This window comes from Deinococcus frigens DSM 12807 (genome assembly GCF_000701425.1).
In the GTDB taxonomy this organism is placed as follows: Bacteria; Deinococcota; Deinococci; order Deinococcales; family Deinococcaceae; genus Deinococcus; species Deinococcus frigens.
Genome location: NZ_JNIW01000013.1, coordinates 1 through 15,066, shown reverse-complemented (window position 1 = coordinate 15,066; position 15,066 = coordinate 1). Strand labels below are relative to the sequence as shown.

Genomic DNA, 15,066 nt, shown 5'->3' with positions numbered 1-15,066 from the left:
GGTGGAGAAGATTTGGAAAGTGGAACGGTCACGCGCCCACCTCCGCAAGTGTGGGTTTCAGGGCGGGCAGCTCGTCGTGATGAATGCAGGCGCTGAAGCGCCCCGGGGCGACTTCCAGCAGCGGCGGCTCACCCGCCCGGCACTCGTCAGTCACGTACTCGCAGCGCGGCGCGAAGGGGCAGCCGGGCGGCAGGAAACGCAAATCGGGCGGTCCGCCGGGAATCGGCTGCAACGGGCGGCGGTGTTCCCCGGCTCCCGGCAGACTCCGCAGCAGGCCCAGCGTGTAGGCGTGTTTGGGCGCGTGGAACAGGCTATTCACGCCCGCCGTTTCCACCAGTCGCCCGCCGTACATCACGGCCACCCGGTCACACGTCTGCGCCACCACACCCAGATCGTGCGTGACCAGAATGACGCCCATGTGCAGCTCCTCGCGCAGCCGCAGCAGCAGCCTCAGAATCTGATCCTGAATGGTCACGTCCAGCGCCGTCGTCGGCTCATCGGCCAGCAACAACTGCGGCTCGGAGGCCAGCGCAATGGCGATCATGGCCCGCTGGCGCATCCCGCCGGAGAACTGGTGCGGGTAATCGGCGAGGCGTGCTTTGGGGCTGGGAATGCCGGTCAGGTCCAGCAGTTCGGCGGCCCGCTCCTGCGCCGCACGGCCCCGCAGCCCCTTGTGTTCGCGCAGGTTTTCCCCGATCTGCTCGCCCACCGTCAGCACCGGATTCAGGGCCGACATCGGTTCCTGAAAGATCATGCTGATCTGCCCGCCACGCACGTCGCGCAGTTTGGCCTCGGACGCAGCCAGCAGATTCTGGCCGCCGTACTCCACCGTCCCCGTCATCCCAATCGGCGGGCGGTGCAGGCGGATCAGCGAGCGCAGGGTGACGCTCTTGCCGCTGCCGGACTCGCCCACCAGACCCAGTACCTCGCCGGGCATCAGGTCAAAGTTGACGCCCCGCACGGCATGCAGGACGCCGGCGGGCGTGGGAATACGGACGTTCAAGTCACGCACCTTGAGCAGTGGCGCAGTCATGCGCGGGGCCTCAGGGCGTCGGCCAAACCGTCGCCGATCAGGCTGAAGGTCACGCCCGCCAGCGTCAGGGCCAGGCCGGGAAAGGTGCTGATCCACCACGCGGTGGCCATGAAGTTCTTGCCGTCAGCCACCATCACGCCCCATTCGGGCGTCGGCGGCTGCGCGCCCAGGCCCAGGTAACCCAGCGACGCGCCCAGCAGAATGCCCAGGCTCATGTCGGTCATTAAATACACGATGGCGGGCGTGACCGCGTTGGGCAGCAGGTGGCGCAGCAGGATGCGGCTGGGGCTGTAGCCCAGCACCCGCCCGGCCTGCGCGTACTCGGCTTTTTTCTGGCTCATCACCTCGCCGCGCGTCAGCCGCCAGTAGCTGACCCAGCCCACCGCGCTGACCGCGATGTACATGTTCGTCAGGCCCGGCCCCAGCACCGCCACGATGGCGATCACCAGCACCAGGAAGGGAAAGACCACCACCAGATCGGCGACGCGGCCCACCACGGCGTCGCTCCAGCGGCCCAGGTAGCCCGTCAGCGCACCTAGCAGCGTGCCGAAGATAAAGGGAAAGAGGGTGGTGAAAATGGCAATTTGCATATCGGTGCGGGTGCCGTAGATCACGCGGCTCAGCACATCGCGCCCGAAGTTGTCGGTGCCGAAGGGGTGCTTGGCGCTCGGCCCTTTGAGCAGCGCCTCGTAATCGAAATCGGTGGGGCTGAAGGGGGCCAGCACGCGTGGAAACAGGGCGGCGAAGATCAGAAGGAGCAGCAGCGCCAGCCCGATCAGCAGCGTGGGCTTGGGCAGTCGGCGGCGTGGGCGAGCGGGCACCTCCAGCACGGGCGAGTGCATGGTGGTCATGTCAGCTCCGCGCGGGGGTCAAGGCGGGCGTGGATCAGATCGGTGATCAGGAACACCAGTGACACGATAATCGCAAAGGTCAGCGTCAGGCCCTGGATCACCGGGTAATCGCGCCCGAAGATGGCGTCCACCATCAGCCGTCCGACACCAGGAATGGCGAAGACGGTTTCGGTAATGACTGCGCCGCCGATCAATGCGCCGATGTTCAGGCCCAGCAGCGTGACCGTAGCGATTAAGGCGTTGCGCAGCACATGACGGGTCATGATCACGCGGCTCCTCAACCCCTTGGCCCGCGCAAAGTCCACATATTCGGCGGTCAGCACCTCAATAATGCTGTTTCGCAGCGTGCGGACGAGGATGGCCGCCAGATTCAGCCCCAGCGTCAGCGCGGGCAAAAAAAGGTGGTACAGGTGACCCGTGAAGTTCTCGCCGTAGCCGCCGATGGGAAACCAGCCCAGCCGCGCGCCCAGCAGGCTCAGCAGTTGCAGGGCCACGTAGAACACCGGCAGCGACAGACCCACCTGAAACACCGCGCGGATCAGTGCGTCCACCCAGGTGTTGCGGCGCACGGCGGCCAGCACGGCCAGCGGCACCGCCATCAGCACGCCCAGCACGGCGGCGTAGGCGGTCAGGAAGAGGGTGGTGGGCAGCCGCTCGCCGATCAGACGGATCACCGGAATCTTGAGGCTGATGCTGTCGCCCAGATTTCCCTGAAGCAAATTGCGGACGAACACCCCGAATTGCACGGGCAGGGAGCGGTCCAAGCCCAGCTCGCGGTTGGTGCGCTCCACGATCTCCGCCGTGGCCCGGTCGCCCAGGATGGCGCTGGCCGGATCACCCGGCAGCAGGCGCACCAGCAAAAAGACCACCAGCATCACGGCCAGAAAGGTGGGAATGATCTGGAGCAAGCGCCGGATCACGTAACTCGCGTGCATCGGTCCTCCCGGTGGGAAAAGCAAGGGAATTAAAGGTGAATGGGACGCTCCCACGAGAACCCCTCGGTCCGCTACGCGGCCAGCTCCCCCAAGAAGAGAGCCAGGGACAAGGAGAAACTGGGACGCCGCCCCAGCTGGCGTCAGGGGCGGCGTGGAGCGTCCATCACGTCAGCTCAGAAACCCGACCTACTTCTCGAGGGAGGCCCCGGCGAAGATGTTGTTGCCCAGCGGAATCTGGAAAAAGCCCTTGACCTTGTTGGACAGCGCCACCGGATACGGCGTCTCGTACAGGTAGACAATCGGCGCGGCCTTCAGGTAGATGCTCTGAATCTGCTGGTACTGGGACGCACGTCTGGCCGCGTTCAGCTCCTGCTGGCTCTGGGCGAACAGCTTGTCGATCTCGGCGCTCTTGAACCCCGTGTGGACTGACTCGATGTTGTCGAAGACGGCGTAGTAGGTGGTGATCTGGCTGGGATCATTGATGTCGTTGGTCCAGGCCGCCGTGCGCATCTGGAAGTCGTTGGCGCGGTAGCGGGCGGTCTTGGTCGCGGCGTCGAGCTGCTCGATCTTGAGCCTCACGCCCACCGCGCTCCACATCTGCTGGAGGGCGGTCAGCAGGGCAAGATCGTCGGCGCTGCCGCTGGTCGCCAGCACGGTCAGGTCAAAGCCGTTCTTGTATTTGCTGGCGGCCATCAATGACCTGGCCTTGGCCAGATCGTAGGGAAAGCCGGTCTGCTTGGCGTCGAACAGCGGCGTGGTGGACGACATATAGGACTTCATCAGCTTGCCGGTGCCGTAGGTGACCACCTGGATCAGCGCGTCTTTGTTGGCGGCGTAATTCAGCGCCTGACGCACGTTGGGGTCACTCAGCGGATTCTCGGTGCCATCGTTGAGCTTGGGGCGGTTGTTCATCAGGATGCTGTTGACCTTGGTGGACGGAAACAGCACCATGTTGATCCTGGGGTCGGCCTTCAGCTCGGCCACGCGGCTCAGCGGGATAAATTCCGCGCCCTGCAACTCCCCGGCCTGCAATTTCAGGATGCGGGTGTTGTCGTCGGGAATGATCTCGAAGCGCACGCTGTCCAGGTAGGGCAGCGCCTTGCCGTCGTCGCCCTTTTTCCAGTAGTACGGGTTGCGCTTGAGGACCATGTACGAGCCGCGCTTCCACTCGCTGAGCACGAACGGGCCGGAACCGATGGGCCTCTCGGCAAAGGCCTTGGCCTTCTCGGCGTCGTTCTTGCCGGGGGCGGCGGTAAACAGCTTCTGCGGCATGATCGCAGCGTTGAAGGTTGCCAGCGCGGCGGGCAGCGTGGGATCGGGCTGTTTGAGGTTCAGCGTGACCTTGCTGCCGCTGACGGCGATGGAATTGATGCTGGCGAGCGAGCTGTTCCACGCCCCGGCCTCCGGGTTGCGGGCGCGGTCTAAAGACCATTTCACGTCGGCTGCCGTGAGGGCGCTGCCGTCGGCGAATCTCAGCCCGGAGCGCAGGGTCAGGGTCAGGGTCTTGCCGCCGTTGGACGCCGCATAGCTGCTTGCCAGTCCGGGCTGCACGCCCTTGCCGTCGTTGGTGGGCTGGAGCAGCGTGTCGTACAGGTTGGTCAGAATCCAGATGTCCAGGTTGGCGTCGTTCAGCACCGGGTCGAGGAACAGCGAATCGGCGTAGCGCCCGTAGACCATCTGGCCTCCACGGGTGGCGGCGAACGCCTGGCCCACGCTCAGGGCGGCGACGAGGGCAATAGAAATGTGGGACAGTCTCTTCACGTTCATAGGAAGACCTCCGAAAATGGGCAAAAACACCCGTTGATGTGTTCTAGGAGGCTATAACACTTTGGGGGTAAAATGGAAGGGGGTGGCACGTGTTCTGCTGGGGCAGTGGGCAGCGAGGCCGGGCCAGACCGATTGTGGCAGTCTCTCAGCATGCATCCAGGTCAGGACTGTCTTTCGCCTGCGGCCTCTCCACCGCTGCCGCAGCGCCGCCCTGCGCTCCGGTATGGGGACCGAGGGGGCCGTCGGAAACGCCAGCGCATTATCCGAGGGTCCCTGGATCTCGTAGACCGGAGAGAACGCCTGGGCACTGGCCGTGAGGGGAAGCATGGGACAGCCCAGGCGGTCCACCAGAGCAGTGCCGCCCCCAGGCAGCGTCACTGGCCGAGGCAGACCATGTGCCGGAAGGCCACCTGCCAAGTCTTGGGAATGGGGCGGGAGGCCTGGAGGCTGCCCTGCGCCTGATGGCTGCCGGAACCCCAGACCCCACCCGCGGCTGGCCCGGTCTCAGATGCCTGAAAGGATTGCGGTTAAAGTCCAGAACAGACTGGAAAGCGCCAGATGTTCTTCCAGACCACGCAACCTGTATCAGACCACGCAACCTTTATGAAGCGCGGTTTGACAAGAACCCCGACGACCCGAAGTTCAACGGCTCGTCGACCTGTCAGCCCCCCTTGCCAATCCCCCCTGCTGATTGGGCGAAACTCTGACCCCTTTCATGAGGTTAAGCCTATATAGCAATCTCCCGCCCCGCCGCTCTACACTAAACGAGAATGCAGAGCGCGCCTCCCCGTCCCGTGAATGCCGATCAAATTGACCTGCGGCAAGTTTTTGGCACCCTCAGACGGTACGCGCCGCTGCTGATCCTGGGTCCAGCGGTGGTGGCGGGCACGGCGTATCTGCTGTCCAGTCGGCAGGCCCCCGTCTACGAATCCAGCGCCAGCATCATCGCGGTGGACAGCAACGCCCAGAACTCGCTGATCAACAACACGCTGGTCACGGCCCCGCCGCTGCCGCAGGGGGCGGTGGAGCAGGTGCTGCACAGCCGCAAGCTGGTGGCCACCATCATCGGACGGCTGGAAAAGAGCAAACTGCCTCCCGAGATCGTCGGCGAGATGCGTACGGACCTGAGCCGGGAACTCTCGGCCAATGTCTTTAACCGCCTGAAGGTGCGCGCCCGCCTGGACACCCAGCAGCGCGGCGTGTACGAGATCCGCGCGCAGGGCGAAAGCCCCCAGGCCGCCCAGCAACTGGCCGAGGACGGCGTGGCCGCGCTGCTGGACTGGGACAACGCCCGCGCCAAGCAGAGCGTGACGCGGTCGCGCCAGAGCCTGCAAGGGCAGCTCCAGAACCTGACGGCCCGCATCGAGTCCATCCAGGACCCGCTGGAACGTCAGAGTCTGGTGTCGGCGCGCGGGCAGGTACAGCAAAACCTGTCGCAGATGGCGGTGCTGGAAACCGCGGCCACCGGCACCCTGATTCCGGTAGCCGACGCCGTGGCCCCCACCCGGGCGGTCTCGCCGCGCCCCACGCGCAATGCCGCACTGGCCGGGCTGCTCTCGCTGTTTCTGGTTACAGGTCTGGTCCTGCTGACTGACAGCCTGCGCCGCCGGGTCAACGGCACCGAGGACCTGCTGCCGCTGGGCCTGCCAGTGCTGGCACAGTTGCCGCTGGTGCGCCGCCGTAACCTGAGCGCCGGTTTCCTGCCCGCCAGCCACAGTGGCCCGCTGTACGAGAGCATCGGCTTTTTACGCATTAACGTGCAGTCCATGCTGGGAGAGCGGACCCACCGCCGCCTGGTGATTTCCAGCTCGTACCCCGGCGAGGGCAAGAGTTCGATGACGGCGGCCCTGGCCGAGAGCCTGGGGGCCGCCGGTCAGAAGGTGCTGGTCATCGACGCGGACCTGCGCCGCCCTACCCAGCTCAAGGTCTGGGCACCGGACCGCCTCGGCACCCACCCGCTGATCGGCAGCGACGAGAGCCTGCCGCCCGCCAAAACCGTGACCGAGATGTTCCTGCGCCCCGACGCGGCGCATGCCACCCGGGTCGCGACCAACGTGGACCTGCTGCCCGCCGGAACGCCGCACCGGGGCGACGGCGCGGGCAGCATTCTGAACCAGTCCGCCTTCCGAACCTACCTGGACCGCTGGGCGCAGGGCTACGACTACGTGCTGATCGACACGCCCCCGATGCTGGGCCTGCCCGACACGCTGGCCGTGGCCCCCTACACCGATGGCGTGATTCTGGTGGTAGAGGGCGGCAAGACCCGCCTGAACGACGTGGAGCGCAGCCTGCAAAATGCCCGGGTGGCCAATGTCACCGTGCTGGGCATCGTGCTGAACAAGATCGCCCGCACCAGCGACTCGTATTACGCCTACGCCTACGGCACGGCGGATCAGAAAGCCGACGCGGCCCCTGTGCTGCCGACAGGCCGGGGCTGAGCGGCCACGCGGCGCAGACCAGCCGGGAACTTGAGGGGAAGAGGTGATCTCTTCCTCTTTCGCACTTTTCTCCCTCTCGTTACTTCCCTATGACGGCGACTGATCCCACAGCTTCCACGCCCCTCGCTCCCGCCCCGCTGTGGATTCGCGTGTGGCTGGCGCTGCTGGCCCCGCTGTACTTCCTTGCGCCGCTGGCGGTCTTCGCGCTGCCGAACCTGCGGCGCTTGCCCAGGGCGGCGTGGTGGGTGCTGGGCTTTTACGCCCTGAGCCAGCAGTTTCCGGCGCTGCTGACCGGTGACCCGCTGATCAACTCCGGGCTGGCGCTGGGGCGCACGCTGCTAATGTTCAGTTTCATCGCGCTGGGCGCGTCTCTGAACAGCACGCGGCAACTGGCCCCACTGGGCGTGGGGCTGGCGGTGGTGTATGCCACGGCGCTGGGCCTGACCGTCGCCGACGGCCTCAACCCGCTGAGCCAGCGCCTGGGCCACCCCTACATGACGCCCATCACGCTGGGGCTGGCCGGGGCGGCGGGCATCTGGCTGGCGCTGTTCGCCGGTGGAAAACTGTGGTGGCGCGTGCCGCTGGGGGCGGCAGCGCTGGGTATTTTGCTGCTGTCGGGCAGCCGGGGACCGCTGGCCGCCGCGCTGCTGGGCACCGCGCTGGGCTTCGCGGTGCGCCAGCGCCGCCGGGCGGCGCTGGCCATTCTGACCGGGGCCGCGCTGCTGGCCGGCGGCTTTTACACCGGTCAACGGCTGGACCTGCCCGCCATCAATCGCCTGAGCAACGCTACTACCTCCGGGCGCGATCTGATCTGGAACAATGCCCTGTCGGCCATTCGCAGCGCGCCATTGGGTGGGGTGGGCAGTTACCGCCTGGGCGCGCGGCTGGCCCCCCCTGGCCAGGGCTGCACGCTGTGGCCCGCCCCTGACGGCACCCTGGCCCCCTGCCCAGCCTGGATCAGCCGGCTGGGCCAGCCGTGGCTGATCGCCCACAACGTCACGCTGCACGGGCTGGCCGAGACCGGGCCGCTGGGGCTGCTGGGGCTGTTCACCGTGCTGGGCGTGGCGGTGGCAGCGGCGTGGCGGCAGCGTGACCCGCTGGGCATCGCCATCCTCTCGGGGCTGCTGATCGCCACCGCCAACGACAACACGTTGATCGTTCCTGGCCCCTTCGTGGGCGAGCTGTTCTGGGTCACCGTAGGCGCGGTGCTGGCGCGGATGCCGCAGCGCTCCCCCGCCGTGGGCTGGGCCGGGGGTGCGGCGGCGACGGGCCTGCTGGCCGCCCTCTCGTTTCCGCTGCTGGTGGGCACGCTGCGGCCCGCGCCCGCCATTTCCGCCTCGCTGGACACGTTGATCGCCCCGCGCAACGTCCAGAACACGAAGAATTACCAAGTGTTCGTGCGCCTGAACCTGCCCCCTGGCCGGTACCGGGTGACCTTGCGGGCCTGCCAGCAGAGTTGTGCAACCGTCGTCACGGTGCCGGCGTTGGCCCTCGAGGGTCAAGCCGCGCCCCTGCTGAAGCTCGGCGGCACCCTGTATTCGGTTCCGCAGCAACGTCTGGAAGTGCTGGTGTATCCAGAGCAGGCTTCATTCCGTCCTGAACCTCTGGCCCAGACCTCCTGGACGGTCCGGTGGAACCCGTGAAGGCGCTGGGCCGCGTGCTGGCGCTGGGGCTGCTGCCGCTGGGCCTGAGCCTGGGGCTGGGGGCGCTGGCCAGTCACCCCACGCCGCCTGCGCCGCTCCAGGTGGGCTTGCCTCCGGGCCGAGCCTGCACCCAGCCGCCGGTCTTCGTGCCGGGATACCAGCGTGGCGAGAACTACGTGATCTCCCAGGGTCAGGGGTTCAAGTTCCGCAGTGAGGCGTGGCTGCAAGCGGACCTGTGTTCTGCGGGCACGCTAACCATCACCGCCGATGGCGCACTGGCCGGAGACGGATGGCCGCAGTTGACCGTGGCCCTGGACAGCACGGTTCTCGCCGCGCCGGGCTTCAGTGGGCCGCGAACCAGCACGCTGCGGGTCCCAGCGGCGGGCCGCCTGTACCTGGCGTATTTGAACGACTATTACCTGGCCGACGTGCGCGTGGCGAATCTGCGGAACATCACGCTGAGCGCGCTGACCTGTCAGGGCTTCAAACGGGTGGATATGCCCAAAGCGGGTGGAGGTGTCTGGACCCCACAGGCCAGCGCCGCCACCCTGATCGGGGCAGTCCCGATGACGCTGACCCCCTGCGCGGCGGGCACCCTGAGCCTCGCAGTCCGGGGACGCGAGGCTCAGGGTGCGTTCCCGGTCCTGGTGTTCCAGCAAGGCGGAAGGATCCTGGAGACCCTGAGCAGCACTCTGGACAAGCAGGACCTTCGGCTCGACCTGAGCGCCACACCCCTGACCATCACGCTGACCAATCCCTACCGCGAGACGCTGGCCGACCGCAACCTGAACGTGAGGCGGCTGGTCTTCCGCCCAGACCCTGTCCGCCAACCCTGACCACGCGGCGTTCCGCCCCCTTCTGCTTCTTCACGTCTGCGCCGTCAAACGGGCAACCTGCGTTCGTGGTCAGACGCCTGCCGCAGCCCGTAGCTCTGCGGATGGCCGCACCGCTGAACCGCCCGACACCCCACGGTCAGCGCCCCACGGTCAGCGCAAGGTTCGGCTGTGGAGCTGCCTGTCCAGCTTGACTCCTCTCGTGCGGAGCTTTGACAGGAATGGGCGTCCCTCCGCGACGAGGGCCAGCAGGAAAAAGACGTTCCTCCAGGCGTGAAGTCTGCAACCCGGAGCAGTCGCGCTCTGGGCGCGTGACAGACGGTAGTCTGGGCGGGAAACCGCCTTCCAGCTTGCCGCACTTCCGCCCCCTGAGCCTGACTTTGCCGTGGCGCGGTAGAAGTGGGACAAGCGCCGTGTCCTGCACGCCCCATCACGGAACCTCAACCCACCAGAGTCAAGGATCACCGACCCGCAAGAACCGTTCCGGGATTTCCCAGACCACCACCTGCGGCGGGTTGTCTTTGCGGTCCGGGCTGTTCAGGTACTCGCGCATCGGCACGATTGGCCCCTTGCCCTGCTGGGCCGCGTTCAGCACTTCGGTGCCGAGGGCCGCCGCCAATGCGTCATCAAAGTGCCAGACGTTGGCCTTACCATCCGTGCTGTAGCTGGTGCCCACCAGCGTGACCGCGATGCGCTCGTCACCCAGCAGGCCGCCTCCGCCCCCGTCGGTGCGGGTGTAGACGGTTTCACGCACGCGGTCCGGCGCGGGACCCGTGCCACGGGGCACCGGAACGTAGCGCAGCAGATCGCCGGAGCGAGACACCTCGGCCTTTTGCTGTGTGGCGTACTCGGCGCGAGGCAGGTTTAGACCCAGCCTCTTCACCACCCCAGCCACAGCTTGGACCGTTACTTGCGCGCCCAGCGGCGTCCAGTGGGTGTCCGTGCGGAAGAACAGATTGCCCCTGGTCTTGTCCGCCTTCAGCGCGGCGTCCAGATCGGGGGTGAGAATGCCCGCCGCTTCCAACTGCCCCCGGAAGTCGGCGTACAGCCTGGCGTGGCTGCCCGGCACCCGCGCCCGGCCCAGCTCCTCCGGGTAGACGCGTACCTTGGCTGGAATCAACGCCACCACCAGTTTCGCCCCGTCCTGCGTCAGTTCATCCCGGACCTGCTTGACGTAGGCCACCTTCCTCTGAAGTTCGGCGGTGTCGGTCTTTGCCGTCTGAAATTCCTCATCGGTGAATAACCAGCCGTCTGCCCCCACCAACGCGCCATCGCGTGCCTCACTGAATAGGCGGTAATTCAAGCCGCCCCACAGGTCTACGCTGGGGGTACGCCACGGCACCTGGCCATCGAGATTCTTCTCCCAGGCCAGCATCCATTCACCATTGATGACGGTCTTGTCGGGCTGGCCTTCACGGAACCCAGGGCTGGTCAGGGTGGCCACTGCGCCGGCAGCCACCACGCTCAGCAGGAAAGCGGCGGGCAGCCAATGTAAGATGCGCGGCGCAGCCAGGTTGTTAGCGTTCGGTTTCACGGTGTCCTGGGCAAATTCAGTCATATCCATTCACCTCAAAACTGGAAGTAAAGGAAAGGGGTGTAACTCTGGGCCGACAGCTTCATGACTGCCAGCACGAACAGCGGCAGCAGCGCCACCGTGGCCCCCACCGCCAGGGTGGGCCGCAGGAGCTTGCTGCCCACGTCCCCCACACGCTGGCCCCACAGCGGGGCCACGTACACCAGCACGGCGGCCAGCAGCATGGTGACCAGCACGCTGCCCCTGACCTGCCACGCCAGGGTGTCACTCAGGGCGAAGCCGTTTACGCCCAGCATGCCGCCATACATCCGCAGGGCGTCCGGCACGTTGTCGGCGCGGAACATCACCCAGCCCAGAATGACCAGCAGCATGGTGCCGGGAATGGTCAGCCAGGCCGGAGACGGTGTCCAGAGACTGGCCTCCTTCATGCGGCGCTCGGCGGCCAGGATGCTGCCGTGCCACACGCCCCACAGCACAAAGGTCCAGTTGGCCCCGTGCCACAGCCCGCCCAGCACCATGGTCAGCCACAGGTTTAGGTAGGTTCTGGCCCGCCCCCCCCGGTTGCCGCCCAGACTGATGTACAGGTATTCGCGCAGCCACGAACTCAGGCTCATGTGCCACCTGCGCCAGAACTCGGTGATGCTGCGGGAGACGTACGGGTGGTTGAAGTTCTCGGGGAACTTGAAACCCATCATGGCCGCCAGCCCGATGGCCATGTCCGAGTAGCCGCTGAAGTCAAAGTACAGTTGCAGGGTATACGCCAGCGCCCCCAGCCAGGCGTCGGCCATCGTGGGATCGGGCTGGTTGAAGGCGGCGGTGACCAGCGGCGCGAGGGTGTCCGCGATCAGCACCTTCTTGGCAAAGCCGGTCATGAAGCGGGTGGCCCCGGAGCTGAATTTCTCCAGGGTATGAGTCCGGCTCAGAAATTGATCGGCCAGCAGGTTGTACTTCAGGACTGGCCCGGCGATCAGGTGTGGGAACAGCGCGATAAAGGCCGCAAAGTCCAGCAGGTTGTGGGTGGGTGGCTCTTCTCTGCGGTAGATGTCTACCAGGTAGGAGATGGCGTGGAAGATGAAAAAGCTCAGGCCGATCGGCAGCAGGACCGGGGTGAAGGTAAAGGGCTGGAAGCCGAGGGTCTGGGTGATGGCGTTAAAGCTCTCGATGCCGAAGTTGGCGTACTTGAAATACCCCAGCGCCGCGAGGTTGAGTGCGGTGGCCGCCACCAGAGTCCAGCGCCGCCCCCTGCCGTCCGGCTGCCGCCCCAGCACCAGGCCGAACCCGTAGGACACCAGCGTGATGGCGATCAGCAGCCACAGAAAGTCCAAGCGCCACCACGAGTACAGCGCGTAGCTGCCCAGCAGGATCCAGCCCGAGCGCCAGCGGAAGGGCAGCAGGGAGTAGGTGATTAAGAAGAGCGGCAGGAACAGGAACAAGAAGACGTTGCTGCTAAAGACCACGCCCTAGACCTGCCTTACTTGGTCCTGGTGGTGCTGGGGGTCAGGGTCAGTCCCGTGTCGGTCAGCACCAGTGCGTAGGCGTTGCCGCGTTCGAGCCTGATGCCCCTAAGGGTCCCCAGGGCTTTGGAGCCGTCAAAGGCGCTGAGGTCCACGGTGACGCCGTTGACCGCGCGGCTGCCGCTCTCGCCGGACCTGACGCCCGAGACCACGGCGGTCTTGCCGTCGGCGGTCTTGAGGTCCACGCGGCTGGCTTTGCTGAGGTTGTAGATGGTCAGCAGGGCCTTGGCGCGGTTCTCGGCGGCCTGATCGGTGAGCAAGACGAGTTTGCCGCCGCTGGTCACCACGCTGTAGAAGTTGCCCGCCTCCACCTTGAGCCTGCCGCTGACGGTGCCCGCTTTGACGGCAAAGTCACCCTGCGCAATCACCACATAGGGACTGGCCGCACCCTTCTCGGCGGCCACCGCTTTGCCGCCCAGGGTGGCCGCCGGAACGTCGAGCACCCGCACAAAGGCGCTGTTGGGGGGCGGGGCAGGATCGTACAGCCCCTCCTGGGCCGTCGCGCCAGAGCTGAGCAGCAGGGCCAGCACGAGTAAGTGTTTCATCAATGCAACATACTGGCTAAGCACATCCAGGGGCTGTCTAGTAAAGCACATCCGGAGTTTGTGCCACAGTGGCTTGCAGGGCAACGGCCCCACCAGGAGGAACGAACCCGCGCATGCGTCCAGTCACATTGATTCCCACCGCCCTGCTGCTCGCCGGACTGGCCCAGGCTCAGGCTGCCCCGCCAGCGCTCTGCGACGCCGTGACCCAGAAGTCACCCTTCCTGATGTCGGACGGTCAGGGCCGCCTGTACAGCCAGCTCACCCTGGGAACCAGCTTCAGCGCCGCCGCACTCGTTCCGGGTCTGCGTGAGCTTCAGCGCCGTTTGCAGGACCTCGGCACCGAGCTGATCGCCGTTCCCATCCCCTGGTCGGCCATGATCTATTTCCCGGATCGTCTGATCGGCGCGCCCGGCACCTTCGGCTATTCGCCGTCTGCGGCCCGCCTGGGCTACAGCCAGGTGATCGGGAGTTTCAAGCAGGCCGGCATCAACACGGTGGACCTGCTAACGCCCTTCATGGCCCACCGGGATCAGGACCTGTATTTCAGGACCGATCACCACTGGAAACTGCCGGCAGTGGAGCTGGCGGCGCGTGGCGTGGCCGACGCCCTTCCGCAACAGGTGAAACAGGCGCTGAGAGGTTCAGCACTGGGTAATTCAGCACTGGGTGGTTCAGCACTGGGTGGTTCAGGCGCGCAGCGAAGCGTCGCCCCAGTGTTTCAGGGTGACTTTGAATTCCTGGGTGGTTTTGCAGGCAGCGTCCAGAGGCTGTGTGAGGTGACGTTCCCCCCCGAAAAAACCTTTGCCACCGTCGATCTGCCCGGGGCAGCCCAGGACCTGCTCGGCGATGACGTTCCGCCCGCCGTACTGTTCGGCAGCAGTTTTTCGCGGAGTGTCACGCTCAACGAGGGCGTCAATCCCTACGCGCTGGGCTACGGCTTCGAGCAGTGGCTGAGCAGCCTGCTGCACACCAGCATTCAGAACGAGAGCTTCAGCAGCGGCGCGCAGACCTCCATGCTGGAATTCTTTGGTGACCGGGCTAACCTGCCGGGGCGTCGTCTGGCGGTCTGGGAATTTCCCATCTACGACTTTGGCAGCGACAGGGAGCAGCAAAACCTCACCTTTCTGGCCCAGATGATCGCCAAGCTCTCGCGGCTGAAATATCCAGACGAACCGCCAGTCGCCACGGCGCAGCCCGGCGTGATGGGCACTGGCGCGGCTGGCACTGGTGCGGCTGGCACTGGCGCGGCTGGCAACGAGGCCGTCTTCGCCTTCGGCCCGCTGCCCAGCGCGCAGACCGGCGTGTATCTGCGGCTGAAGCTGGAGCAGCAGACCAGTCTCAGTCCAGTGTTGAGGGTCCAGGGAACGGTGGGAGTGGCCACGCTTGACCTGCGCCGCGAGGGCAACAAGCTGATTCGGGCCAGCGAGTTTCTGGTGCGGGTGCCTGCCGGTATCGGCACCCCACATCAGATCACCGTGACCTTTCCGGTCTCAAAAGATGCCCCCGTGGTGCTGAAGAACAGTTCTTTACAGCTTTACCCGCTGAAATAATCCAGAAATAAGCCAACCCGATTACTCAGCAGTTGCACCTTGCAGAGTGGAGTGAATAGCCGTGCTGGTACAGGAATTCAGCGTTTTTCGAGAACAGGTGCAGCAGTCGGTTGAGATGCAGGTGAGGTAGCACCGTGACCAGCGCCAGGAACGCACATTCCTCCAGAGTCAGCCCGTCCTGCCGATGGAGGATTCAGGGCGTCCAGGCCAGGAAGACCAGCAGGATCCAGCGGTCCAGCCCTACAGCAGTTCGCAGTGCGAACTGCGCCAAGCCGAACTGATGCTTGCCTTCCTTGAAAAAGGATTCCTCATTCCACCGCGCCTTGCCCTCAGCGATCACCTCGTCTCCCTCCATCAACTCGGAGGACACCGCATGAAATGTTCGGTCTCCACGGTCAAAGCGGCCCAATGTTAGCGTCTCAT

At 65.6% G+C, this 15,066-nt stretch carries 11 protein-coding genes and 1 pseudogene; 4 read left to right on the top strand and 8 right to left on the bottom strand.

The annotated features are described in order from the left end of the window. Positions 1-28: 28 nt before the first annotated feature. The 4 genes from Q322_RS0106705 to Q322_RS0106690 all read right to left on the bottom strand — a co-directional run bounded on the left by Q322_RS0106705 (position 29) and on the right by Q322_RS0106690 (position 4,586). Complete coding sequence (locus Q322_RS0106705) at positions 29-1,033, bottom strand: ABC transporter ATP-binding protein (protein ID WP_029477042.1); 1,005 nt, start codon at positions 1,031-1,033, stop codon at positions 29-31. Next, positions 1,030-1,884 (bottom strand): ABC transporter permease, encoded by an 855-nt coding sequence (locus Q322_RS0106700; protein ID WP_029477041.1) that lies wholly within the window; start codon positions 1,882-1,884, stop codon positions 1,030-1,032. The genes Q322_RS0106705 and Q322_RS0106700 overlap by 4 nt, the downstream gene beginning before the upstream one ends. Beyond that, on the bottom strand, positions 1,881-2,819 hold the full coding sequence (locus Q322_RS0106695) for an ABC transporter permease (RefSeq protein WP_029477040.1): 939 nt from the start codon (positions 2,817-2,819) through the stop codon (positions 1,881-1,883). The genes Q322_RS0106700 and Q322_RS0106695 overlap by 4 nt, the downstream gene beginning before the upstream one ends. A gap of 186 nt (positions 2,820-3,005) precedes the next feature. After that, complete coding sequence (locus Q322_RS0106690; protein WP_029477038.1) at positions 3,006-4,586, bottom strand: ABC transporter substrate-binding protein; 1,581 nt, start codon at positions 4,584-4,586, stop codon at positions 3,006-3,008. A gap of 770 nt (positions 4,587-5,356) precedes the next feature. Between Q322_RS0106690 and Q322_RS0106685 the strand changes: the two genes are divergently transcribed. The 3 genes from Q322_RS0106685 (at position 5,357) to Q322_RS0106675 (ending at position 9,503) form a co-directional block, all read left to right on the top strand. After that, positions 5,357-7,024 carry a P-loop NTPase gene (locus Q322_RS0106685; RefSeq protein ID WP_051668306.1) on the top strand — a complete coding sequence of 556 codons (1,668 nt, stop codon included), beginning with the start codon at positions 5,357-5,359 and terminating at the stop codon, positions 7,022-7,024. Positions 7,025-7,113: 89 nt separating this feature from the next. Continuing rightward, entirely contained in the window at positions 7,114-8,667 is a 1,554-nt protein-coding gene (locus Q322_RS0106680) for an O-antigen ligase family protein (protein WP_156952923.1), read from the top strand. After that, positions 8,655-9,503 (top strand): hypothetical protein, encoded by an 849-nt coding sequence (locus tag Q322_RS0106675; RefSeq protein ID WP_029477034.1) that lies wholly within the window; start codon positions 8,655-8,657, stop codon positions 9,501-9,503. The genes Q322_RS0106680 and Q322_RS0106675 overlap by 13 nt, the downstream gene beginning before the upstream one ends. A gap of 451 nt (positions 9,504-9,954) precedes the next feature. On the opposite strand, the gene Q322_RS0106670 is transcribed toward Q322_RS0106675, so the two are convergent. Genes Q322_RS0106670 through Q322_RS0106660 form a run of 3 tightly spaced genes read right to left on the bottom strand, consistent with a single transcriptional unit; the run spans position 9,955 to position 13,093 of the window. Then, positions 9,955-11,058, bottom strand: coding sequence for an alginate O-acetyltransferase AlgX-related protein (locus Q322_RS0106670; protein ID WP_029477033.1), 1,104 nt, complete (start codon positions 11,056-11,058; stop codon positions 9,955-9,957). A gap of 11 nt (positions 11,059-11,069) precedes the next feature. Then, entirely contained in the window at positions 11,070-12,491 is a 1,422-nt protein-coding gene (locus Q322_RS0106665) for an MBOAT family O-acyltransferase (protein ID WP_029477031.1), read from the bottom strand. 14 nt (positions 12,492-12,505) lie between these two features. Then, positions 12,506-13,093 (bottom strand): alginate O-acetyltransferase AlgF, encoded by a 588-nt coding sequence (locus Q322_RS0106660; RefSeq protein WP_084147846.1) that lies wholly within the window; start codon positions 13,091-13,093, stop codon positions 12,506-12,508. A gap of 113 nt (positions 13,094-13,206) precedes the next feature. On the opposite strand from Q322_RS0106660, the gene Q322_RS0106655 reads away from it, so the two are divergent. Then, positions 13,207-14,643 carry an alginate O-acetyltransferase AlgX-related protein gene (locus tag Q322_RS0106655; protein ID WP_084147845.1) on the top strand — a complete coding sequence of 479 codons (1,437 nt, stop codon included), beginning with the start codon at positions 13,207-13,209 and terminating at the stop codon, positions 14,641-14,643. Positions 14,644-14,668: 25 nt separating this feature from the next. Here Q322_RS0106655 and Q322_RS24470 read toward each other — a convergent pair. Further along, a pseudogene (locus Q322_RS24470) lies at positions 14,669-15,066 on the bottom strand (IS701 family transposase); the annotation flags it as partial.